This window comes from Leptolyngbya sp. FACHB-671, assembly GCF_014695745.1.
Lineage (GTDB): Bacteria > Cyanobacteriota > Cyanobacteriia > Elainellales > Elainellaceae > JAAUTN01.
In genome coordinates, this window is the sequence record NZ_JACJOV010000132.1 from 16,562 (window position 1) to 38,363 (window position 21,802).

The window sequence follows — 21,802 nt, forward strand, 5'->3', positions numbered from 1 at the left end:
GTTTGAATTGAAGACGCAGCAATTCCTGTACGGGCTTGGCAATGCCAGATCCCTTCCAGATTGGGAACTAGGAATCTTATAGCAAGCCGTCTTGCTCGATTTCTTCAATCACCTGCAAGCCGCGAGGGTCGCCCACTTTCAACAGCGCAAGTTTGGCATCTTCCTGCACACCCAGTTCCTCGTCTTCGGCAAATGCTTCAAGCAGCGCATCGATTGCCGTCGCGTAAACCACGTTGGAGGGCAATTCCCGGCAAAGCTGACCGACTGACCAGGCACAATTGCTCCGCACGGCAGCTACGGGATCACGCCGCAGGGCTTCAATCAGCGGCGGAATGGACGTGATCATCGCCTCATAGCTAACATTTGCCATTTGCGCCAGAGAGCTTGCAGCCCAGAGCCTTACTGCCGAAATATCGGTCTTGAGTGCGTCAATTAAAGGTTCTAGAGAACGGCGATCGCGACAGTTTCCGAGTGCCCAAACGATTCCCTTTCTGACGTAACCATTCCAATCTTGCTGAAGTTGAGTAATCAACGGCTCAACTGCATCCGGACTAGGGTTTCTTCCCAAGCCATAGGCTGCACTGACTCGAATTAGCGGACACGCATCTGTCAACAGCTTCACCAACAGCGGAATTGCCCGCACATCTTCCAGTTCACAAAAAGCTCGCGCAGCCAACATTCGCTGCTGATTTTGTGGAGCCTCTAGCAGCGCTAACATCGCTTCTGGGTTGGGTTTTTCTGCCTCTGTCTGATCATCGACCGAACCCATTTTGTCTAATGGGCTTTCTAGCTCGATCTCAGTGTCAAACACGGCTAGCTCATCATCGTCATACATACTGTCAACTTTACCGCAAAGCGGTATTGCTTAAACCAAGAGGATGTTTGATTAGGTTGTAGACCTTAATGAACCTTTACGACAGATTTTAGCTGCACAAGACTGGGGGTTAGAGTCGTATATTGGACGTAGGAGGAACTATCTCTCAATGCCCCTCTCCAGTGATCATCTTCCAGCTAACACTCGGTGCGGCTTCAATTGATTGACAATACCAGACCCCGCTTAAGTGCAGCAAGGCAGAGAAGCCGTTATGCAGCAAGCCGCCTAGCACCCTATGACTTGGATTTTGCCCAGAGTTTGGATTGATAGAGAAGACCATCAATGAGCATCGCTATTTCTGTGCTGGAAGAATTACTGCAAAGAATTCCGCGTTTGCGATCGCAGCTTTACTTTAAGTCATCCCTAACGGCGCTCTCGCACGCAATGGAAGATCAAGTGTTGGCTGGGTTGAATCGGCCCTTGGTCATTGCTAGTTTTCAGCGCGAGCGATTTTATCGTCAGGAGTCTCACCGCTACCTGCGAATTGCCGAACTCACACCGCAAGTTTATGTATTAGCGGCTCCTGAAACCAGTTTTACCAATGCCTCGCAAGGATATGAAACGATCGCCTTCGAGCCAGACGATCAGCTTAGTCAAGAGTGGCACCTGGTCGTAATTGGGCAACAGTATGCAACCTGCCTGATCTGCCGAGAGCGTAAGGTAGCCGTCGTAGACGCTGAGTCAGCTGAGCCAATGCCGATGGATCAAACTCGACGGTTTGAGGGAATTTGGACGTTTGACCGACAGGTAAGCTGTACCGCAGCAAGCCTCTTGCTTGACCGAGTTTTAGAATATCGACCTGAGTTAGCAGCCAAAGTTCAACAGGCAAAGCAAGAATATCTGACTGAGGAGGTTTCATCGGGTTTGCAGGGCGTTGACCCTGATCCCTTTGTGCAACGATTAGTCACGTATTTGCAGGCGGGACAATACAAGCTGCTCAAGGCCTACCGTTCGATTTCGGCACAGGAACGCAAAGAACGATTGGTCAATTCAATCACCGCGGCAATTCGGCGATCGCTCGATCCTGAAGAGATTTTTACCGTCGCCGTCCAAGAACTGGGGCAAGCAATGGACGTGTGCCGCTGCATTCTCTACCGCTGTAAGCCAGCAGATACGTCCGTTACAGTGCAGCATGAATTTTTGGCGGCTCCGACCCTCAGATCTCTGTCCAATCAAACGCTGTCCTTGCAAGACAATCCGCTATTTCAAGTAGTAGCCCAAAAGCGAGAACCGGTGTCCGTTACCGACACCCAACAGGAAACAAACTACGACCTGACGCCACTCAAAGACTGGATCGATCGCTGGCAAATTCGCTCGTGGGTGATGGTGCCGATTGTTTATCAGGGGCGATTGATGGGCATGGTTGAGCTACAGGGTTGTGCGCCGGAACCGCATCCCTGGGAAGAAGACGACATTGCCATGGTGGAGGCGATCGCCACCCAACTTGGAGTTGCCCTGATTCAAGCTGAATCCTACGCCAACCTGGAAGACCTCAACCAACAGCTAGAAGCACTAGAACGCACCCGCAGCAACCTGATTGCCATCACCGGACACGAACTGCGAACGCCTCTTTCGACCATTCAGGTTTGCCTCGAAAGCCTTGCTAGCGAACCCGACATGCCCTTGGAGTTGCGGCAGGTCATGCTTAGCTCCGCCCTCACCGACGCAGAACGGATGCGAAAGCTGGTGCAAGACTTCCTCACCCTATCTCGCTTAGAGAGTGGTCGGGTGGAATGGCACTTGGAACCCCTTGCCCTGGACGAATGTGTGGACTTAGCGTTAAGCAGCATTCGCACCCGCAAAACTAAAGAACATTTGCCCGACATCGAAGCTCAAGTGCCTGTAGAACTGCCGCTCGTTCGAGCAGATGGCGAATGGCTGGTAGAAGTTCTCTCGAAACTGCTTGACAATGCCTGCAAGTTCACCGAGCCAGAAGGACAGGTGTTAATTCAAGCAAAGCCGAATGGCGGTGACATGTTAGAAGTTACCATCACCGATACCGGACGCGGCATCGAACCCAATCGCTTGGAAGTCGTCTTCGATCGCTTCTACCAGGAAGAAGGAGCTTTACGCCGCACCGCTGGCGGCACTGGATTAGGACTTGCTATCTGTCGCCAAATTATTTTGGGGTTAGGCGGGAAAATCTGGGCCGAGTCAGCAGGACGAGATCAGGGCAGCCAGTTTCATTTCACCATCCCGATCGCTAAAGATAATTCTGAAGTCGCACCCAACACCAGAGCCTTGATTCGTCCCCCTGTCACCAGCAAAAACCGCCGAGGTCGCAGTCGGGCAACGTTGAGGTAGGGGTTTAAGTCCTACTCATTACCCTTTTCCAAATCCGCTCTTTTTCGCCTTTTTGCCCTTCGCTTTACTGGACTTATTCACCTCGATCATCGCAGCCTCAAACAGGTTGTGCAGGTGAATTGGGACGCTGGCAATTTCGGGAAGTTCTGGCTCTGTGGGCTTGCCGTTCTCTCTTAGCAGGGCTGCTAAATCCTTTAACTGAAAGTCAGGACGTTCCAGTACGGTTTGCAAAACTTGCTCAAGCCGCTGGGGATACTGTTCTGCCAATTGCTGCCAGACAAAAAAGTTTGCTTCGGGAGCCTGTAAGTATTGGCGAACCAGCTTGCCAGTTCGTTCGTTCGTTTGCCAGTCCTCTGATTCCAGGATGGCTTTGAACTGGCTGTGATGCGGCAGGAACATTTGTCCCCATTTGGGATGAGCTAGTACCGTGACCTGTTCTGCCTTTTTCAATTCGTCGGGTAGTTGCACCTGGGGTGCCGCCATTTTGCCGCCTTTGCTGGCTAGCACTTTGGAAATTGTTTCTGCATCGGCTCCGGATTCCTCGGCGACAGCAGCCATTTCCTCTTCGTCAATTCCGGCTTCGGCAGCGAGTTCGGCTAACGATTTTGAGTCGTCAATACCAGCATCTGCCAGGAAGCGCTTGGAAAGGACTTCCCGAAATTCGCCCATTTGCTTATTGAGCTGATAGCCAGGTAAGGTAATTTCCTCGCTGCCAAAGAAGTCCAAGAATGCCAGGTGATATTTTTCGACTGACTGCCATGCTTCTTCTAGCAAGTCTGGCGCATCGCCATAGAGGGACTGTTTGTGGTTGTCTTTGAAGTTGCCGATCGCCACTGCCAGTTTGGGTTTGCCTAGCTTTCCTAGAAGTGACAACGGCCCGGAGAAAATCCAGTCTGTTTCATTTAGGGGCGAAATCCGGGTCAGCACAATTTCCCCAGGCTTGAGACGGGCTAGTTCAGTGGTAGGGCGATCGCCCGTTGGTTTAACCGGATAATGCTTTTCGGTGAGCCAGTTCACTAGCTCAAAGCCATCTGGCATCACCTGTTCGACGGCAAATAAGCCAGTGAATGTTTTTTCCCAGCCCAGTACAAGCTGGCGATCGGCTTCACCTAAGTCAGGCTGATCTTCGATAAAGAGGGCGATCGGCGTTTTGTCGCCAACTCTGCCCTCGGTCAAAAACATATCGATAATCAGATCTTGCGAAACGCCTTTTCGCCGTGCCTGTTCTGCCGCATAGGTTTCTAGCGCTTCCGCCAGATCGCCTTCGGCATCCAGCACAAAATCCACCAACGCTTGCTTTAAAGTCTGAGCTTGTTCTAAAGTCGCGTTCACAGTTCAACCTTCGGCACAACGAGAATATAGTCACCTACTAAGGTAAGGGGTTAAGCCTGAAAGATTATGACTTTGCCTAAAATTTCTGCCTTACAGTAGAGTTCTGGGCTAAGAGTAGACTATGAAACCCACAATATTGGCGTATGGATGTATCCCTGGTTAATCCGGAGGCGATAATGCTACTCTCACAAGTGACCGGGCGTGATCTCAAGCCACAAGATCTCAGCCCCACACTGCTGTTTTTGGCAGCACTGGTCACGGTGATGTTAGGCGTGATTGTCATCGATCGCAAAATAGACAGCGCCGAACAGCAGCGGCTGCAAGTGTTGCTGGAGTCTTTTGTCACGCCAGACCACAGCCTTTATCCGCTCATTCAGGAGATGATCCACGGGATTGAGCGGCAGCAAGTTTATCTCAACCCTCAGCAGGTCTTGAACCTGGCAACCCCCCTTTCAGAACCAGAACGGTTGCTGCTGATCGCACTGGGCTATGAAATGGCTGCTTCTGATGGTGAAGTGGATGCACGAGAGACAATGTATCTGAGAGCGATCGCCCATCGCCTTGATGTCCATGTCCGCCACATCACCGCATTAGAAAACGGATTTAGCCACCAGGAAATTTCTGACCCTGAAGCCCTGATCCAAATCAGAGCCTTGCTCAATCCCAGTTTCTTTAAAACTGTGGAATTGGGCTTATCGCAAGTTGCCAACAATCTACTTGCTGCGTTGCCCACCCTTCCCAGCACAATGGATACGTAAACTTTTTGGCAAACGCAATTAATGCAAGTTGAATGGCAGGTCGCCAAGACCTACGAAGACATCCTCTATCACAAAACTGACGGCATCGCCAAAATCACCATTAACCGTCCCCACAAACGTAACGCCTTTCGCCCCAAAACGGTATTTGAACTCTACGACGCGTTTAGCAACGCCCGCGAAGACAGCCGCATTGGGGTTGTCCTGTTTACGGGCGCAGGACCCCATACCGATGGCAAATACGCCTTCTGCTCCGGTGGCGACCAGAGCGTCCGGGGTGAGGGAGGTTACCTGGATGAGACAGGCGTTCCACGTCTCAACGTGCTGGATTTGCAGCGGTTGATTCGCTCGATGCCCAAAGTCGTGATTGCCCTCGTCGCGGGGTATGCGATCGGTGGCGGACACGTGCTGCATCTGGTCTGTGACCTGACGATCGCCGCTGACAACGCCATTTTTGGTCAAACCGGTCCAAAAGTCGGCAGCTTTGACGGTGGCTTTGGTGCAAGCTATCTGTCCCGCATTGTTGGTCAGAAAAAAGCCAGGGAGATTTGGTATCTCTGCCGCCAATACAGCGCTGCTCAAGCTCTGGAAATGGGACTGGTAAATTGCGTTGTTCCGACTGAGCAACTGGAGGCAGAAGGCATTCAATGGGCAGAAGAAATTCTGGAAAAAAGCCCGATCGCCATCCGCTGTCTCAAAGCTGCTTTTAACGCCGATTGTGACGGGCAGGCAGGGCTACAAGAGCTAGCAGGCAACGCCACGTTACTTTACTACATGACTGAAGAGGGAGCAGAAGGGAAGCAGGCATTTCTGGAAAAACGCAAGCCCGACTTTCGCCAATATCCCTGGCTGCCGTAGAGGAAGAATGACGGATGAAGCGGTACCTCTAAACAACCACAGCACCCTAACTTGTAGGTTGGGTGGAGCAAAGCGAAACCCAACACAGCCGATGCTCCTGTTAAGTTTCATGCCTGAGGGGTATTGAAGAAGTCACACGTCAATTTCTGTAAGGGCGCACTGCGGTGCGCCCCTACCCACATCTGCAACATCTTCAAATTGGTATCAGGTGAACCTTGTCCACCTGACTTCATTTCCTATCCCTCATCCTTGATCTTGATTGTTTGGAGTTCCCTAATTGTCTGGTTGAGCGCCTGGTTGAGCGTCCGGTTGGGCGGGCGCGTTGCCCAAGGGAAGTAAATCTGGGTTGAGTGCAACGAGGGCAACGGGCAGGGCGAGAGCAACGCAAGCAATCACGGTGGTGAGGGTCAACCGCTTGCTCATCTGGCGAAGCTGTTTGTTTGTCTCTTGAGAAGAGGACTGAACGCCGCGCAGCTGGGTTTCGAGTTTGTCGAGTTTCTCAAAGCTGGCTGGATTTAGCCCTGCTTCGCGCAAGCGAGTAAGGTTAGCCCGCAGTTCAGTTCTGAGCCGCGCCTCAAATTCTTCCATCGGGGCGCGCATCGCTTCCCGCTGGTTCATCCATTCTTGCAGGATGGTGCCTAGCCGCCCTTCAACTTCTCGCTTTAGCCCGTTAATCTGCTTAGACACTTCAGAGCCCAGGGTGCGATCGGCGGTGCTGAGTTCTTCCTGGGCCTGCAATAGCTCGTTACGGGCTTGTTTCCAGCTTGCTTCGATCAGTTTCTCTAGCTCTGCCACTCGTTGGTCAGAACCGCCCTGAGTTTGAACGAAGGCTTCCAGGTTGGCTTTGGCTTCTTCGACCTGGTTTCTGAGTGCTTCATGGGCGCGAGACAGTTCTGTAGAGATTTCGTCTCGCTGATTGGTCAAATTGCGTGAAACGTCACCAAACCGTTCTTCTAACCGCTGAAGATGGATCACCTGCTCCGTGATGGATTGGTTGAGCTGGCGATCGCCCTCTCCTACTTCACCCCTAATCTGAGACAGTTCTTTGCGGATCTCGCTCCAGCCTGACCCAATCTCCTGCTCCAGGCTAGAGAAGCGCTGTTCTAGTTTTTGCTGTTGCTGAGTGACAGTACCCAACACGGCCCCGGCTTCACCCACCCGCGCTTTGAAATCTTGATAGGTGCGTGCCAGTTCTTCAAATCGTGCCTGTACCTGGGCTAGCCCGTCCAGTACGCCAAAGGATTGCTCGAGATGGCTTCGCAGTTCTGAAAGCTCTAACTCGACTTGCTCTAGCTCGTTTTTTTGATTTGCCATAATCATATTAAATTCCTCGCAGATCAGCGCCTTGTAGGTTGACGGGTGGGTGGGTAGGGGAATGGCAGGTTAGGAACAGGCTTACTGGCAAGGGGGCACTTGCGGATCGGACACTGCGGGTAGCAGCACCAACGGGGCTATCTTCTGCCGTTTTGCTGGGTGCGACCACCTGCGTGGGCGATCGCGGGAACCATTGGCTCAAGCTTGGTGAGTCCCTGGCGTAGAACTTGCAGCTTGGGAGTGAGTGATCTACAGGTTTCGCTTAAGGTTCTTAGGCTCCTGATCTGCCTTAGCGCCGATAGGGTTCGATACTGAACGGAGTCTTGACCAAAGGTTTGGGCAGCTTCTTGGCTGAGAAATACCATCCCTGCCTCGTTGTTCCAGGGACTTCCGGCTTGCGATAGCCAGCCAAATGCCTCCTCGGACTCCAGTTTTGCCCCCTCCCGGTAAAACAGCAGCAAATGTTCAGCAGGTAGCCCTTGTCGAATTCCTTCTTTAAAGCCAAACCGCAGATACTGCATTGCAGAAGACCGTTGTTCTGGGTCTTGAGCCGCCCGACTTCCGGCTAACGCTCCAGATAGGTAAAGCGTCGCCAAGTTAGTTGGGGAACTTCTCAAGTGATGGCTTAGGGTGTTGAGCAGTTCGGTGGCTGCCCCCTGCTCCTTTGTCCGCTCGACCACATCTGACAGTGCAGGCGGGTCAAAACTTTGCAGCAGCAGCAGCAACTCCGTCTCTGATAAGACAGCTTGAGTTGACTCAGGTGCAGGAGGGGGAATGGCAACGTCTTCCTCTTCCTTCCGGGACATCATCTTCTCAAACAGCCCCGGACTCATCTGACCATAACCCCGATGAGCAGATCGAATCGCAGCTGCTAAGTCTTCTGCGCCCGTATCTTTAAGCAAGTAGCCCTGTGCACCTGCACTGAGAGCCGCTTTGAGATATGCGCCATCGTCATGGCCACTTAGCACCAAAACCTTAACGCCCGAAAATCTCTGGCTGATCAATCGCGTTGCGGCAACGCCGTCCAGTCCTGGCATTTGAATGTCAATCAACACCACATCGGGTCGCAGAGCTGCAACTTGCTCGATTGCGGTGTACCCATCTGCGGCAATGCCAACGACCTGAAAGTCTTGTTGACGGTCAAGTAGAGCTTTCAACGCCTGGCAGATGATAGTTTGGTCATCGACTAGCAAGATCCGAATCATGCGCTGAATCTTGGATTTTTCATGAGGTGCGATCGCGGTAAACAACCTGCCCAAGCCGATAGGGAACCTGTGCAGCAAATTCGCGGGGTCAAAGGCACCCCCTGATATCCTTAATCAGGCAAATAGGATGGGATCAGAAAATTCTCTGAAGGAGAAATAATAGGGGCTAGAGAACAACAAAGGCTAGGAATGGGAGTAACCATCTCGACCAGTTAGCAGGCTGAGTTTGAAACGAGAAACCTTAGCTATAGCCCCTAGCCACTCCTTCCGGCAGTCCCATCACGGCACGATAGCGAATCTCCATCTCTTCCATTGTTTTAGATTTGCGGTTAGTGCGCCATTCACTGTGGTCAAAGAGAGCTTGTCTAAGCTGATTGACATCGATAGTCGTAACTTTACCGTCAGCGATAATCTGTTTGCCATCTACCCAAGCGCTACTGACTGCTTGCACGGGACGCCCCAAAACCAGCAGTCCAATTGGGTCGGTGCGGGGCAGTAGGGAAAGATTGGTCAGGTCGTACAGCACCAGGTCTGCTTTTTTGCCGACCGTGAGCGTTCCTAGTTGGTCGCCCATATTGAGTCCGGTTGCGCCACCGAGGGAGGCAATTTCGACCGACTCGCGGGGTGAAATCCAGTGGCGGTAGTCCATGTCGGTGATGTTGTGCAGGATGGAGCCGATTTTGATGGCTTCGAGCAAATCTTGCGAGTCGTTGCTGGCTGAACCATCACAGCCAAAGGCGACATTCACATCTGCCTGCCGATATTTGGGAATGGGAGCAATGCCGCTGCCCAGACGCAAGTTGCTGAGAGGGTTGTGGACGACGGTGGATTGAGTCTCTGCCAGGATGCTGATATCTCTGTCATCGAGCCAAACGCAGTGCGCTAAAGAGGTGCGAGGGCTGAGGTAGCCAATGTGCTTCAGGTGTTCGACAGCAGTGCAACCATATTTTTCTTGCGCCAGAATTTGCTGGGCTTTTGTCTCAAGTAGGTGGGCGTGGCGGCAAAGGTCGTGGCGATCGCTCAACTCAGCACAGCCTTCAAACAGCGCATCTGAGCAGAGTTGAATTCCCGTTGGCGCAACCATAATGCTGATGCCTTCAGCGGGACGGTGAAATTTCTCCACCGCATCTTGAACTAGATCGAGCGTGGCTTGGGTGGTGCGAAGGTAGGGTTCATGTTTGACTTCTTCGCCACCCGTGGGAACGCTTGCCCCCAACGATTCATCCTGAATCAGCGGACCAACAAAGGCTCGAATGCCGACTTCTCGGTAAGCTCGTACCGCAGCGGCAATTGTTTCCGCCTCCTGTCCAGGAATTAGCACCAGATGATCGACGACGCTGGTGCCGCCAGAGAGCAGCGTTTCAACTGCTGTGCCGAGGGCGCTAAGGTAAATTTGTTCGGGGTTTAGCGGCGTGAAGTCGTAGAGTTCGGCAATCCAAAGTTCTAGCGGTCGGGGTGGAATGATGCCCCGCTGCCACATTTCTGAGGAGTGGGTGTGAGCGTTGACAAATCCAGGAAGCAGCAGTTTGTTGCGTCCGTCGATCAGGGTTCCAGTTGGTTCCAGGTTCGGGCCAATTTGAGTGATGCGATCGCCCTTAATCTGCACGTCAACCGTTTCATAACCCTGCTCAGTTGGAATCAGAACACTTTGAATTGTAAAACTCACGATTTCTATCCTTTGCAGCAAATTTCGAAAAGAGTTTCAGGGGAAATTCTTTCAGGGAAGAACAATCTTAAGGAGCAATAACAATACGTTGCCAACTCCCTATTTCAGGATAGATTGTACATTCGTAAACCTGATTTCGATGTAGCAGGCTTGGCTACTGGTGGAGATTGTCCAAACCTCGTGACCTCGCTCAAGAATTCACGGCTTAACTCTTTAGGCAGAGGTAGTCCAAGAAGTGTCCCTCAATACTGAAGCCAGCCCGGTTTTGGTTTACCACAGAAGGTTCAAAGGCTCAGTTCTGATTCTCAACGGCTTACAGATTTCACTCTTAATTTTGCCCATTTTGCAATCTTCATAGCTCTTGACCTGAACGACCTATGACTCAACTCCGGACTCTGGGTGTCGCGCCTAATGCTTGGTCGGTGGATGCTGCAACCGCAGACATTACCCGTCCGCCCCTGCCACCTAGACCGATCACATTGGCGACAGATACAAAGACCCTGCGGCTAGATTTAGCAAAGGCGGCGATCGCTATCATCGATATGCAAAACGACTTCTGTCACCCTGACGGTTGGCTAGCGCATATTGGTGTCGATGTCACCCCCGCGCGTGACCCGATCGCCCCCCTCAAAACTCTGGTGCCGGAACTTCGGCAGGTTAGTGTACCAATTCTCTGGATTAACTGGGGCAACCGCCCTGATTTACTCAATATCAGTGCCGGACTGCGTCACGTTTACAACCCAACGGGAGAAGGTGTTGGTCTAGGCGACCCGCTTCCCACAAATTCGGCACCTGTTCTAATGAAAGACAGTTGGGCAGCGGCTGTGGTAGACGAGCTAGAGCAAAAGCCTACCGATGTGTACGTCGATAAGTACCGTATGAGCGGCTTTTGGGACACGCCGCTAGATAGCATTCTGCGAAACCTGGGTCGAACCACAATTTTCTTTGCCGGAGTCAATGCTGACCAGTGCGTCATGGCAACCTTACAGGATGCCAATTTCCTCGGCTATGACTGCATTTTGCTACGCGATTGCACCGCCACCACCTCTCCCGACTACTGTTTCAAAGCGACCATTTATAACGTCAATCAGTGCTTTGGATTCGTCAGCGATTCTGAAACTTTACTAAAAGCGATCGGTTAGAAACACTCACTACTCCCGGAGGAATCTCATGGATTCTGCTTGTGTTATTCCGGTTTATAAATCTCCCAAAGACTACCAGGCCTTTCGGATCAGCCCTCACGACAGCAATCGATTGGCGATCGTATTTGACCCCACGATCGCGAACATGTCTTTAACCTATTGCGTAGAAATCTTTGACGTAGGCGGCAAAACACCTCCCAACCGACATCAGCTTGCAGTTGAAATGTTCTTTGTCCTCAAGGGCGAAGGGCTCGCAACCTGTGATGGCAAAACAGTATCGATTCGAGCAGGAGACAGCGTCTTAGTGCCGCCTACCGGAACCCATGTGCTGGAAAACACAGGTTCCGATCGCTTGTACACTCTATGCATTATGGTGCCGAATGAAGACTTTGCTGAATTGATTCGCAGCGGCACTCCAGTTGAGCTAGACGCAGAAGACATGGCAGTTTTAAGTCGCTCTGATGCATTGGTGCCGCGCTAAAAAACGTAAATCAATTAGCCTGCTGTACGGGCTTGGCAGTGCCAAGCCCCTAGCCTAAGTGCTGTACCCTATTGAATTCATGCTCCTAGTTCGACAAAAACAAACTGCATCCATGCTGACCCGCGATGGCGTGCAGCTAGATGCAGATGTTTACTACCCCGATGATGAGGGGGAGTTTCCCGTGCTGCTAATGCGACAGCCCTATGGACGGGCGATCGCCTCCACAGTGGTCTATGCTCATCCCACCTGGTATGCCGCTCACGGCTACATCGTTGTGATTCAGGATGTGCGGGGACGAGGCACTTCAGAAGGAGTGTTTGACCTATTTGCCTGCGAGGTCGAGGACGGAGGCGACACGGTCAACTGGGCAGCGACACTCCCAGGCAGCACCGGGCAAGTGGGAATGTACGGCTTTTCCTATCAGGGAATGACTCAGCTTTATGCGGCTGGTAGTTGTCCCCCCGCCCTAAAAACCATCTGCCCTGCGATGATTGGCTACGACCTCTACGCAGATTGGGCTTATGAAGGAGGAGCCTTTTGCCTCCAAACAAATTTAGGCTGGGCAATTCAGCTTGCGGCTGAAACTGCTCGACTCAAGGGCAATGAGGAAGCGTACCTGACCCTTTACGGAGCCGCCCGAAATCCTCCATTACCCGATCCGGTTGACGTTCGCTCTGAATTGCTCAAGCAACTTGCTCCAGATTCCTATTACCACACCTGGCTAGATCATCCCCAGCGAGATGAATATTGGGAAAACCTTTCACCTGGACGTTATTTGAGTGATGTAGACATGCCAATGCTGCACATCGGTGGCTGGTTTGACACCTACATGCGCGGAACGCTCAGGTTTTACCGGGAAATGGCTGCTCGCAGTCAGTTTCCGCAGCATCTTTGGGTTGGTCCTTGGGCACACCTCCCCTGGGGTCGAAAAGTCGGAGCAGTTGACTATGGCGCAGAGGCAGCGAATCCAATCGATCGCCTACAAATTCGCTGGTTTGACCAGTTTCTCAAAAGCATCGATACGGGGCTGTTAAACGAGAAGCCTGTTCACCTGTTCGAACTAGGGAGTAATCAGTGGCGATCGCTTCCCAAATTCCCCACTGCCAAGCAACAACCCTACTTCCTCTATAGCACCGGACTTGCCAGCATGAGCGATCAGGAAGGCAGCCTGGAAAAAACACCGCCCACATCCGATGCACAAGATGTCTTTGTTCACGACCCTTGGCGACCCGTACCGTCCGTGGGTGGACACGCCGCGTTTCCAGCGGGCTCGTTCAATCGCTCAGCAGTCGATTGCCGGACTGATGTTGTGACCTATACAACGAAGCCTTTGGATGAGGATTTGTATTTAATGGGGGAGGCGATCGCCCAACTCTACTGCACTGCTGATGCTCCCAGCTTCGACCTCTGTGCCGTCCTATCCGAAGTTCATCCCAACGGTAGCGCCTTCAACCTGGCTCAAGGCTACCTGCGAATCGACTCAAGCCCAGATGATGCCACTCCAAATTTCACCGGGCCATTCCAGATCATCTTGCAACCTATCTGCGCTCAAATTGCTAAAGGAAACGCTCTACGACTCAGCTTCAGTGCCGCCTGCTTTCCTGCTTACGCTGTCAATCCCGGTACAGGCGCGCCACCCGGTGACAGCCAGCTCATAGATGCTCAAATCATCACGCTATCTATATATAGTGGCAGCAACCACCCATCACAGGTGCTTTTACCTGTTACCGGCGCACCTTTAGCAGCAACGCTTAATTCAGTTTTAGTTTGAAGCCCTATTTGAACTCTTAGATTCTCAACTGGTTGTCCAGTCAATTTGAGTGAAAATTCCGAGTTGAACGAAAGTCCCAAGGAAACCAAAATGCAGCTCAGCAAAAATTTTGAGAAGGAACTTCAGAGTATTACTGAATTTTGGTCACCTAAAATTGTTGGTCAGGTTAACGACCAGTACATTAAGGTCGCGAAGCTTAAAGGTGAACTGGCTTGGCACAAGCATGACCACGAGGACGAAATGTTTCATGTTGTCAAAGGGCATTTAGTGATTCAGTTTGAAGATGATGTAGTCGAACTTGAAGAAGGCGATTTCTGTGTGGTTCCCAAAGGGATGATGCACAATCCGGTCGCTGAGGACGAATGCTGGATTGTCCTAATTGAAACCGTAACAACTCAGCACACCGGAGATATCGAAACTCCGTTAACCAAGACAATTGAGCAACAGCTTGCCCAAATATAGCTGGAAATCGCAGAACAGCAAGCCTAGGCGGAGCTCAGTAGGGCCAGATGGTGGAGAGGTTGTGGAGCGATCGCCCCATCACCCAACCCCCGATCCCCAATTCTCAATCCCCTAAATAATTCCTTAAGTATTGTTACCAGCGAGTGATATGATCGATCGTGTTCCGCACTCGTAAAGCCAGTTCTCTGAGCTAAGTTCTAACCTGTGAACTCGCCAGAAAGATCCCTAGAAACCGCTCCTGATCAAGGAGACACCCCATCTGGTGGTTTGCCGCCAGATCCAAATTCCTCAATGCAGGAATACATCAAGCTTCAACAAGATTTGTTGAAAGTGATCCTCGTTCTCACTGGGATAATTTTTATCTCTGTATGGATTTTCTATTCCCTAAACATTGCTCTGAATTATCTGATCGGAGCGTGTACGGGTGTGGTTTACTTGAGGATGTTGGCTAAAAACGTTGAGCAGCTTGGCAGAGAGAAGCAGCGCCTGAGTAACACCCGGCTTGCCCTTCTGATTCTGCTGATTCTAGTGGCATCGCGCTGGGATCAGCTTCAAATCATGCCTATCTTTTTAGGATTTCTGACTTACAAAGCTGGGCTCATCATTTACGTCCTGCGAACATCGGTTGTGCCTGATCCAAACTAGGACAGGCGAGTCTGGTACTCCACAATTCTCTGGGGAAACCTTGCGAATGGAAATGCTGAATTCTCTAAGTGCCTTCACCTCTTTTCCCCTGGCTGAGCTAGAAGTTGGTCAGCATCTTTACTGGCATATCGGCAATCTCAAAGTACACGGGCAGGTATTTCTTACCTCCTGGTTTGTGATTGGCGTTCTGGTCATTGTTTCACTCCTCGCAACGCGAAATCTTCAACGAGTTCCATCAGGAACCCAGAACTTGATGGAATATGCGTTGGAATTTATTCGAGGGCTGGCAAAAGATCAGATTGGTGAAAAGGAGTATCGCCCTTGGGTTCCCTTTGTTGGCACGCTGTTTTTGTTTATCTTCGTCTCAAACTGGTCAGGCGCTCTGGTGCCCTGGAAACTGATTGAGCTACCCGAAGGTGAACTGGCTGCGCCGACAAGCGACATCAATACGACGATCGCCTTTGCGCTGCTAACTTCCCTGGCTTATTTCTATGCTGGGTTCAGTAAGAAAGGGTTGGGCTATTTCGGTAACTACGTGCAGCCTGTACCTTTCATGCTGCCCTTTAAAATCATTGAAGATTTTACCAAGCCTCTTTCCCTTAGTTTCCGTCTGTTTGGCAACATCCTGGCAGATGAACTAGTGGTTGGAGTGCTGGTTCTCCTCGTGCCTTTGTTTGTACCGCTGCCAGTAATGGCTTTGGGTCTCTTTACCAGTGCAATTCAGGCACTCATCTTTGCGACCCTGGCGGCAGCCTACATCGGAGAAGCGATGGAGGATCATCATGGTGAGGGTCATGAGGAACACTAGTCTCCTCAGTTGCTTGTAAGGCTCTGCTGTAGCGGTTGGGTTACCCAACGCTTAGCAACCTGCATCCAGCGTGAAATGCGCTGCTCGTTCGTTGACGCACATCTGTTTAATTTGTACTCAAGGTAAGGAAAACATCATGGATCCATTAATTGCCGCTGCTTCTGTTATAGCTGCTGCTCTGGCTGTTGGTCTGGCTGCGATCGGTCCTGGTATTGGTCAAGGTAATGCAGCCGGTCAAGCTGTAGAAGGTATTGCTCGTCAGCCCGAAGCAGAGGGCAAAATTCGCGGTACGCTGCTGCTCAGTTTGGCGTTCATGGAAGCGTTGACGATTTACGGTCTAGTCGTTGCTCTCGTACTGTTGTTTGCTAACCCCTTCTCCTAAGCTTGGGGCTCTGGGTAGAGGCACACGTCTCTACCCATTCGCTTTGCTTAGAGAAGCTTTTCTCAAAAGTAATTGGTAGACATGACAGCCAATTTGTTGTCTGACCCCCACTTGGAGTTTTAGGAAACTGGGGCACTGAATATGAGTTATTGGACGATTCTGCTTGCTGTCGAGGCTGCCGCTGAAGAGGGAGGAGGCGGACTGTTTGACATAGATGCAACCTTGCCGCTGATGGCGGTACAGTTCCTCATTCTGGTTGCCATTCTCAATGCCATTTTTTATAAGCCGCTTGGGCAGGCCATTGATGGACGTGACAGCTACATCCGTACTAACTTGACCGATGCTCGTGAGCGGCTGGCAAAGGCAGAGCATTTAGCGAAGCAATATGAGCAGGAGTTGGCAGAAACCCGCAGACAGTCTCAAGCGGTAATCGCAGCGGCTCAAGCGGATGCTCAAAAGATTGCTGCTACCAAGATCGCCGAAGCCCAGCAGGAAGCTCAGGCACAGCGTGAACAGGTGCAGCAGGAGCTAGACCAGCAAAAGCAAGCGGCGATGCAATCGCTTGAACAGCAGGTAGATGCACTTAGCCGCCAAATTTTAGAAAAGCTTTTAGGCTCATCGGCAGTGGGCTAGGTTCGGTGTAAGGTCGAGCAGATTAGAGAAGGAATCATGGGGACTTTGTTATTTTTAGCAGCCGAGGCTGGGGCGATCGCCAACGATTTCTCGGAAGCGGCCGAAGAAGGTGGATTCGGGTTAAATTTCAACATTCTGGATACCAACCTAATTAACCTGGCGATTATCCTGGGAGTGTTGTTTTACTTTGGTCGCGGATTTATAGGAAAGATCCTGTCAGAACGCCGCGAGAAAATTGAGACTGCCATTCGAGATGCAGAAAAGCGGAAGAAAGATGCAGCCTCAGCCCTAGCAGATCAGCAGCAAAAGCTAGCTCAAGCGCAGACTGAAGCAACCCGCATTCGTGCTGCTGCTGAAGAAAGCGCCAAGAAGGCAAAAGAAGCGGTCTTAGTCCAGACTGAGCAAGACATTCAGCGTATCAAAGCCGCTGCCGCGCAAGACCTCAACTCGCAGCAAGAGCGGATCATCGCTGAACTGCGTCAACGGGTCGTAGCACTGGCCTTGACACAGACTGAATCTCGTCTCAAGTCTGACTTGAATGAAAATACGCAGCAGCAGTTGATTGACCGCAGCATCGCTATGCTAGGAGGAGAGTCGTGAAAGATACGCTAGTGATGGGAGGAATCCTGGAGCCGTATGCCAAAGCACTCATGGCGGTAGCTCAATCAAATGACTTAACCGACCGCTTTGGTGAAGACGTTGCCTACTTGCTCAGTCTGCTAAACGAATCAGAAGAGTTACGCCAGTTTTTGTCTAGCCCACTAACCAAGCCAGAAGCCAAAAAAGGGGTGCTAGAACAGCTTGCCGGAGAGCAGGTTCATCCTTTTATGCTGAACTTCCTCAGAATTCTGGTCGATCGCGGTCGTGTTCTTTTCCTAGAGGGAATCTGTAAGCAATACCAGGTACTCCTGCGCGAACTGAAGCAAACCGTTTTGGCAGAAGTCATCTCGGCGGTAGATTTATCAGAAGCTCAGGAAGAGTCCGTTCGTCAAAAAGTTTTGACCTTGGTCGGCGCACAGCAGGTTGAGCTAGAAAAAAATATCGACCCTGATCTAATTGGCGGTGTCATCATTAAAGTTGGCTCCCAGGTGATTGATGCTAGCCTGCGCGGGCAATTAAGAAGAATTGGGCTTCGCTTGAGTAGCGCAACGTAAGCGCACAAACCGACTCCTTTCATCATCTTGTGTTTATCATCTTGTTAGAGAGAAGCAATCATGGTAGCGATTAGACCAGACGAAATTAGCAGCATTATTCGGCAGCAGATTGAACAGTATGACCAGGATGTCAAGGTTTCCAATGTAGGAACCGTCCTGCAAGTAGGCGACGGCATTGCCCGGATCTATGGTCTAGATCAGGCAATGGCGGGAGAACTGCTGGAGTTTGAAGACGGCACCGTTGGTATCGCCCTCAACCTGGAAGAAGACAACGTTGGCGCGGTTTTGATGGGTGACGGTCGCGGCATCCAGGAAGGCAGCTCTGTCAACTCAACCGGTAGAATTGCCGAAGTTCCAGTGGGCGATGCGATGATTGGCCGTGTGGTCGATGCATTGGCGCGTCCTCTTGATGGCAAAGGCGACATCAATACAGGTGAAACCCGCTTGATTGAGTCTCCCGCTCCCGGCATCATTGCCCGGAAGTCAGTGTATGAGCCTCTGCAAACAGGAATCACCGCAATCGACGCAATGATTCCCATCGGTCGGGGACAGCGAGAATTAATCATTGGTGACCGCCAGACCGGAAAAACTGCCGTTGCTGTAGACACCATCCTCAACCAGAAGGGTGAAGATGTAATCTGCGTCTACGTGGCGATCGGGCAAAAGGCATCCACTGTTGCTCAGGTGGTAGACACCTTGGCAGAGCGCGGTGCAATGGACTACACCATTGTCGTCGCTGCAAACGCCAACGACCCAGCTACCCTGCAATACCTGGCTCCCTACACCGGCGCAACCTTGGCTGAGTACTTCATGTACAAGGGCAAAGCGACATTGGTGGTTTACGATGACTTGTCAAAGCAGGCACAGGCTTACCGCCAGATGTCACTGCTGCTACGTCGTCCACCCGGACGTGAAGCTTACCCCGGCGACGTTTTCTACCTCCACTCTCGTTTGCTGGAGCGCGCGGCGAAGCTCAGCCCTGAATTGGGTGAAGGCAGCATGACTGCTCTGCCCATCGTAGAGACCCAAGCGGGTGACGTATCTGCCTACATTCCTACCAATGTAATTTCGATTACAGATGGTCAGATCTTCTTGTCTTCTGACCTGTTTAACTCTGGTCTACGTCCAGCGGTAAACGCGGGTATCTCCGTATCCCGTGTAGGTTCCGCGGCTCAGATCAAGGCGATGAAGCAGGTTGCCGGCAAGGTGAAGCTGGAATTGGCTCAGTTTGCTGAACTGGAAGCTTTCTCACAGTTTGCTTCTGACCTGGACAAGTCTACTCAGAACCAGCTTGCACGCGGTCAGCGTTTGCGCGAAATTCTAAAGCAGCCACAAAACTCACCGCTGCCCGTAGCTGAGCAAATCGCCATCATCTACGCAGGCATCAACGGCTACCTGGATGACCTACCCGTTGATAAGGTGACAGGCTTCACCGCTTCTCTGCGTGAGTACTTGAGAAACAGTAAGCCCCGTTTTGGCGAAATCGTCCGCTCCGAGAAGAAGCTGAGCGACGAAGCCGAAACCTTGCTGAAAGAGGCGATCGCTGAACAAAAGAAAACTTTCCTGGCAACGGCGTAGAGGAGAGGAGCTAGGGGCTAGCCCCTAGCTTCTAGCCCCTAGCCCCTACCCCCCCTTTCCTACCTATGGCAAACCTCAAAGCAATTCGCGATCGCATCAAGTCGGTCAAGAATACTCAAAAAATTACAGAAGCGATGCGACTGGTGGCGGCGGCTAAGGTGCGTCGTGCCCAGGAGCAGGTGATTGCAACCCGTCCTTTTGCCGATCGCTTGGCTCAGGTACTTTATGGCTTACAAATGCGCCTTCGGTTTGAAGATGCTGACCTGCCGCTGTTGCGGAAGCGGGATGTGCAAACCGTTGGTCTGCTAGTTGTATCGGGCGATCGCGGACTCTGCGGTGGCTACAACAGCAACGTGATTAAGCGAGCTGAAGCACGCATCAAAGAGCTACAGGCTGAAGGCGTTAACTACAAGCTGGTTCTCGTTGGTCGCAAAGCCAATCAGTACTTTCAGCGTCGGGAGCGCCCTATCAGCGCCTCCTTCTCTGGACTAGAACAGATTCCTACCTCATCCGAAGCTTCTCAAATCGCCGACGAACTGCTGTCTCTGTTTTTAGCAGAAGAAGTAGATCGAGTTGAACTGATTTACACCAAGTTTGTCTCCCTGGTTAGCTCTCGTCCCGTCGTTCAAACGCTGTTGCCACTCGACCCACAAGGGTTAGAGCCACAGGATGACGAAATTTTCAGGTTGACCAGTCGGGGCGGTGAATTCCAGGTTGAGCGACAACGAGTCGAAGCCGCAGCGCAAGCACCCTTGCCTCAAGACATGATTTTTGAGCAAGATCCTATCCAAATTTTGGATGCACTGTTGCCGCTGTATCTTAACAACCAGTTGTTGCGGGCCCTGCAAGAATCTGCAGCGAGTGAACTAGCTGCCCGAATGACGGCAATGAACAACGCCAGTGACAACGCTAAAGAGCTAATCAAAGGCTTGTCTCTGTCCTACAACAAAGCTCGTCAAGCCGCAATTACCCAGGAAATTCTGGAAGTTGTCGGCGGCGCGAACGCACTAGGTTAGTACTAATTAGCTCGACTAGAGTGAAAAAGCGGGGTGGGCGTTGTCCTACCCCACTTTTTGTTTTTAGTACATGACGAGCCCAAAGACAAGAAACCCCTGCCTATTAGGCAAGGAGTTTCTATTAACATGAGCATCATTTTTAGTTGTTGCAAGCCGTGTTTAACATTGTCTCACCGACTGAACCTAAAGGGACAATCGTAATCTCTCCAGGGATATCATAAGCACTAGTTTGAGTTCCATCTGCGTTGTATTCTCTACCAAGTTGAAATTGCATTGCCCCAGTAGCACAGTTTCCTCGCATCACATCAACTGTAAACCAAGATTGAGTTTGATCGTTAGCTGACTGAATGTACTCTACATGATCACCAGTTCGAGTAATGCTATTGAGATCAATGTAGTAGTTAATTCCATCTTCATTGGTATCTACATAAGCAAGATTCACCTCAGCCTGTGCGGGGGCTACAATCGTCAAGGCTGAAGCTACGACAGTTATTCCAACTACGGTAAGTCTCTTTAGCATTTTCAAGCTCCTTAAGTATTAGGTGACGCTTTAAATGTTCCCGTTGCGCTACTGAGGCTATCAGTAGTTCCTTTGCTGTTGCAGTATGAGAACCAGGTCAACGAGTAATGCTGCACCTTTACAGAGGACATTCGCTAAGCTTCAAACATCCTTAATTGGGACTCAATCGCGATGCAGCCCTCTGCAACGCAGTCCTTAAAAATTGATTTCACGCAGGACGACGGTATTCTACAGGTCTTTTCTCGCCTGCCTATTCTTTCCAGTCGGCAAGCAGCTTGGGAAAGAATTCACTTGGGGCATTATCAGCAGCCTGCTCATGAAACGCCGGAATATTGTCCCGCTCAACATACCATCAGTATTCACCTTGGCTCATCAGGGATAGAAGAGCAGTGGTGGGAAGGACGTTTTCGGCAAGAGCATTTTGTCTACGGCGATATCAGTATTTATCCTGCTGGCTGCCCTCAGAAACAGCGTTGGAGGAAGGATTTTGAGTTTCTTGAGCTGAATCTTGACCCTACTTTGTTTAGTCAGGCTGTTTATGAATCGATTAACCCCGATCGCCTTGAAATCCTGCCTTACCGCACTGCTCAAGACCCTTTGATTCAGCACATTGGATTAGCGCTGAGAACATCCTTAGAATCATCGATTGCTGTTGGAGGAGGGGGTGCCTTGCTTGAGGCAAACCGTCTTTATGTAGAGACAATGGTTAATGCGTTAGTTGTTCATTTGCTCAAGCATTACACAACCCAAAAAGCAGCAATTCAGTCCTATGCAGGCGGATTATCTTTATTCAACAGGACTTACGCAGCGGCACTAGGGATAGGGGGTGGTTAAGTTGAGCTATGCTCGCTACAGTTCCAGTATGAGTGCATCAAACAGCGATTGCGATGACATTTACTAAG

The 21,802-nt window shown here is 51.2% G+C and carries 22 protein-coding genes; 16 read left to right on the forward strand and 6 right to left on the reverse strand.

The genetic code is table 11. The annotated features are described in order from the left end of the window. Window positions 1–76: 76 nt before the first annotated feature. Window positions 77–835 carry a HEAT repeat domain-containing protein gene (locus tag H6F93_RS19775; RefSeq protein WP_190684274.1) on the reverse strand — a complete coding sequence of 253 codons (759 nt, stop codon included), beginning with the start codon at window positions 833–835 and terminating at the stop codon, window positions 77–79. 321 nt (window positions 836–1,156) lie between these two features. On the opposite strand from H6F93_RS19775, the gene H6F93_RS19780 reads away from it, so the two are divergent. Next, window positions 1,157–3,178: a DICT sensory domain-containing protein gene (locus H6F93_RS19780; RefSeq protein ID WP_190684277.1), complete on the forward strand. Its 2,022-nt coding sequence runs from the start codon at window positions 1,157–1,159 to the stop codon at window positions 3,176–3,178. Window positions 3,179–3,196: 18 nt separating this feature from the next. Here the strand turns inward: H6F93_RS19780 and H6F93_RS19785 are convergent, their stop codons facing one another. Then, the gene (locus tag H6F93_RS19785; protein WP_190684280.1) at window positions 3,197–4,510 is read right to left on the reverse strand and encodes a hypothetical protein; all 1,314 of its coding nucleotides are present in this window, start codon (window positions 4,508–4,510) and stop codon (window positions 3,197–3,199) included. Between the two features lie 176 nt (window positions 4,511–4,686). Here H6F93_RS19785 and H6F93_RS19790 point away from each other — a divergent pair, with 176 nt between their 5' ends. Then, window positions 4,687–5,268: a TerB family tellurite resistance protein gene (locus tag H6F93_RS19790; RefSeq protein WP_190684283.1), complete on the forward strand. Its 582-nt coding sequence runs from the start codon at window positions 4,687–4,689 to the stop codon at window positions 5,266–5,268. A gap of 21 nt (window positions 5,269–5,289) precedes the next feature. Further along, complete coding sequence (gene menB / locus H6F93_RS19795) at window positions 5,290–6,123, forward strand: 1,4-dihydroxy-2-naphthoyl-CoA synthase (protein WP_190684286.1); 834 nt, start codon at window positions 5,290–5,292, stop codon at window positions 6,121–6,123. A 273-nt stretch (window positions 6,124–6,396) separates the two neighbouring features. Here the strand turns inward: menB and H6F93_RS19800 are convergent, their stop codons facing one another. The 3 genes from H6F93_RS19800 to H6F93_RS19810 form a co-directional block, all read right to left on the reverse strand. Beyond that, a complete protein-coding gene (locus H6F93_RS19800) occupies window positions 6,397–7,437 on the reverse strand; it encodes a hypothetical protein (protein WP_190641186.1) in 1,041 nt (346 codons plus the stop codon). Between the two features lie 137 nt (window positions 7,438–7,574). Further along, window positions 7,575–8,696, reverse strand: a complete 1,122-nt coding sequence (locus H6F93_RS19805; RefSeq protein ID WP_242043534.1) for a response regulator — start codon at window positions 8,694–8,696, stop codon at window positions 7,575–7,577. A 187-nt stretch (window positions 8,697–8,883) separates the two neighbouring features. Beyond that, on the reverse strand, window positions 8,884–10,308 hold the full coding sequence (locus H6F93_RS19810) for an amidohydrolase family protein (protein ID WP_190684289.1): 1,425 nt from the start codon (window positions 10,306–10,308) through the stop codon (window positions 8,884–8,886). 377 nt (window positions 10,309–10,685) lie between these two features. On the opposite strand from H6F93_RS19810, the gene H6F93_RS19815 reads away from it, so the two are divergent. From H6F93_RS19815 to H6F93_RS19870, 12 genes are all read left to right on the forward strand, one after another. After that, complete coding sequence (locus tag H6F93_RS19815) at window positions 10,686–11,450, forward strand: cysteine hydrolase family protein (RefSeq protein ID WP_190684291.1); 765 nt, start codon at window positions 10,686–10,688, stop codon at window positions 11,448–11,450. Window positions 11,451–11,478: 28 nt separating this feature from the next. After that, window positions 11,479–11,931: a cupin domain-containing protein gene (locus H6F93_RS19820; RefSeq protein WP_190641183.1), complete on the forward strand. Its 453-nt coding sequence runs from the start codon at window positions 11,479–11,481 to the stop codon at window positions 11,929–11,931. A 112-nt stretch (window positions 11,932–12,043) separates the two neighbouring features. Then, on the forward strand, window positions 12,044–13,702 hold the full coding sequence (locus tag H6F93_RS19825) for a CocE/NonD family hydrolase (RefSeq protein ID WP_199313842.1): 1,659 nt from the start codon (window positions 12,044–12,046) through the stop codon (window positions 13,700–13,702). A 90-nt stretch (window positions 13,703–13,792) separates the two neighbouring features. Next, window positions 13,793–14,164 carry a cupin domain-containing protein gene (locus H6F93_RS19830; protein WP_190684297.1) on the forward strand — a complete coding sequence of 124 codons (372 nt, stop codon included), beginning with the start codon at window positions 13,793–13,795 and terminating at the stop codon, window positions 14,162–14,164. 204 nt (window positions 14,165–14,368) lie between these two features. After that, the gene (locus H6F93_RS19835; protein ID WP_347277332.1) at window positions 14,369–14,809 is read left to right on the forward strand and encodes an ATP synthase subunit I; all 441 of its coding nucleotides are present in this window, start codon (window positions 14,369–14,371) and stop codon (window positions 14,807–14,809) included. 52 nt (window positions 14,810–14,861) lie between these two features. Continuing rightward, window positions 14,862–15,617 (forward strand): F0F1 ATP synthase subunit A, encoded by a 756-nt coding sequence (gene atpB / locus H6F93_RS19840; protein ID WP_190641180.1) that lies wholly within the window; start codon window positions 14,862–14,864, stop codon window positions 15,615–15,617. A 136-nt stretch (window positions 15,618–15,753) separates the two neighbouring features. Further along, on the forward strand, window positions 15,754–15,999 hold the full coding sequence (gene atpE, locus H6F93_RS19845) for an ATP synthase F0 subunit C (RefSeq protein WP_190641179.1): 246 nt from the start codon (window positions 15,754–15,756) through the stop codon (window positions 15,997–15,999). 141 nt (window positions 16,000–16,140) lie between these two features. Continuing rightward, window positions 16,141–16,632 carry a F0F1 ATP synthase subunit B' gene (locus tag H6F93_RS19850; protein WP_190641178.1) on the forward strand — a complete coding sequence of 164 codons (492 nt, stop codon included), beginning with the start codon at window positions 16,141–16,143 and terminating at the stop codon, window positions 16,630–16,632. A 36-nt stretch (window positions 16,633–16,668) separates the two neighbouring features. Continuing rightward, window positions 16,669–17,232 carry a F0F1 ATP synthase subunit B gene (locus tag H6F93_RS19855; protein WP_190641177.1) on the forward strand — a complete coding sequence of 188 codons (564 nt, stop codon included), beginning with the start codon at window positions 16,669–16,671 and terminating at the stop codon, window positions 17,230–17,232. Continuing rightward, window positions 17,229–17,786 carry an ATP synthase F1 subunit delta gene (gene atpH, locus H6F93_RS19860; protein ID WP_347277333.1) on the forward strand — a complete coding sequence of 186 codons (558 nt, stop codon included), beginning with the start codon at window positions 17,229–17,231 and terminating at the stop codon, window positions 17,784–17,786. Before H6F93_RS19855 ends, atpH begins: the two co-directional genes overlap by 4 nt. Window positions 17,787–17,846: 60 nt before the next feature. Then, complete coding sequence (atpA, locus tag H6F93_RS19865; protein ID WP_190641176.1) at window positions 17,847–19,364, forward strand: F0F1 ATP synthase subunit alpha; 1,518 nt, start codon at window positions 17,847–17,849, stop codon at window positions 19,362–19,364. Window positions 19,365–19,429: 65 nt separating this feature from the next. Beyond that, window positions 19,430–20,380 (forward strand): F0F1 ATP synthase subunit gamma, encoded by a 951-nt coding sequence (locus H6F93_RS19870; protein ID WP_190641175.1) that lies wholly within the window; start codon window positions 19,430–19,432, stop codon window positions 20,378–20,380. Between the two features lie 139 nt (window positions 20,381–20,519). Here the strand turns inward: H6F93_RS19870 and H6F93_RS19875 are convergent, their stop codons facing one another. Beyond that, window positions 20,520–20,900, reverse strand: coding sequence for a surface-adhesin E family protein (locus H6F93_RS19875; RefSeq protein WP_190684300.1), 381 nt, complete (start codon window positions 20,898–20,900; stop codon window positions 20,520–20,522). Between the two features lie 171 nt (window positions 20,901–21,071). On the opposite strand from H6F93_RS19875, the gene H6F93_RS19880 reads away from it, so the two are divergent. Further along, a complete protein-coding gene (locus H6F93_RS19880) occupies window positions 21,072–21,734 on the forward strand; it encodes a hypothetical protein (protein WP_190684303.1) in 663 nt (220 codons plus the stop codon). Window positions 21,735–21,802: the final 68 nt, after the last annotated feature.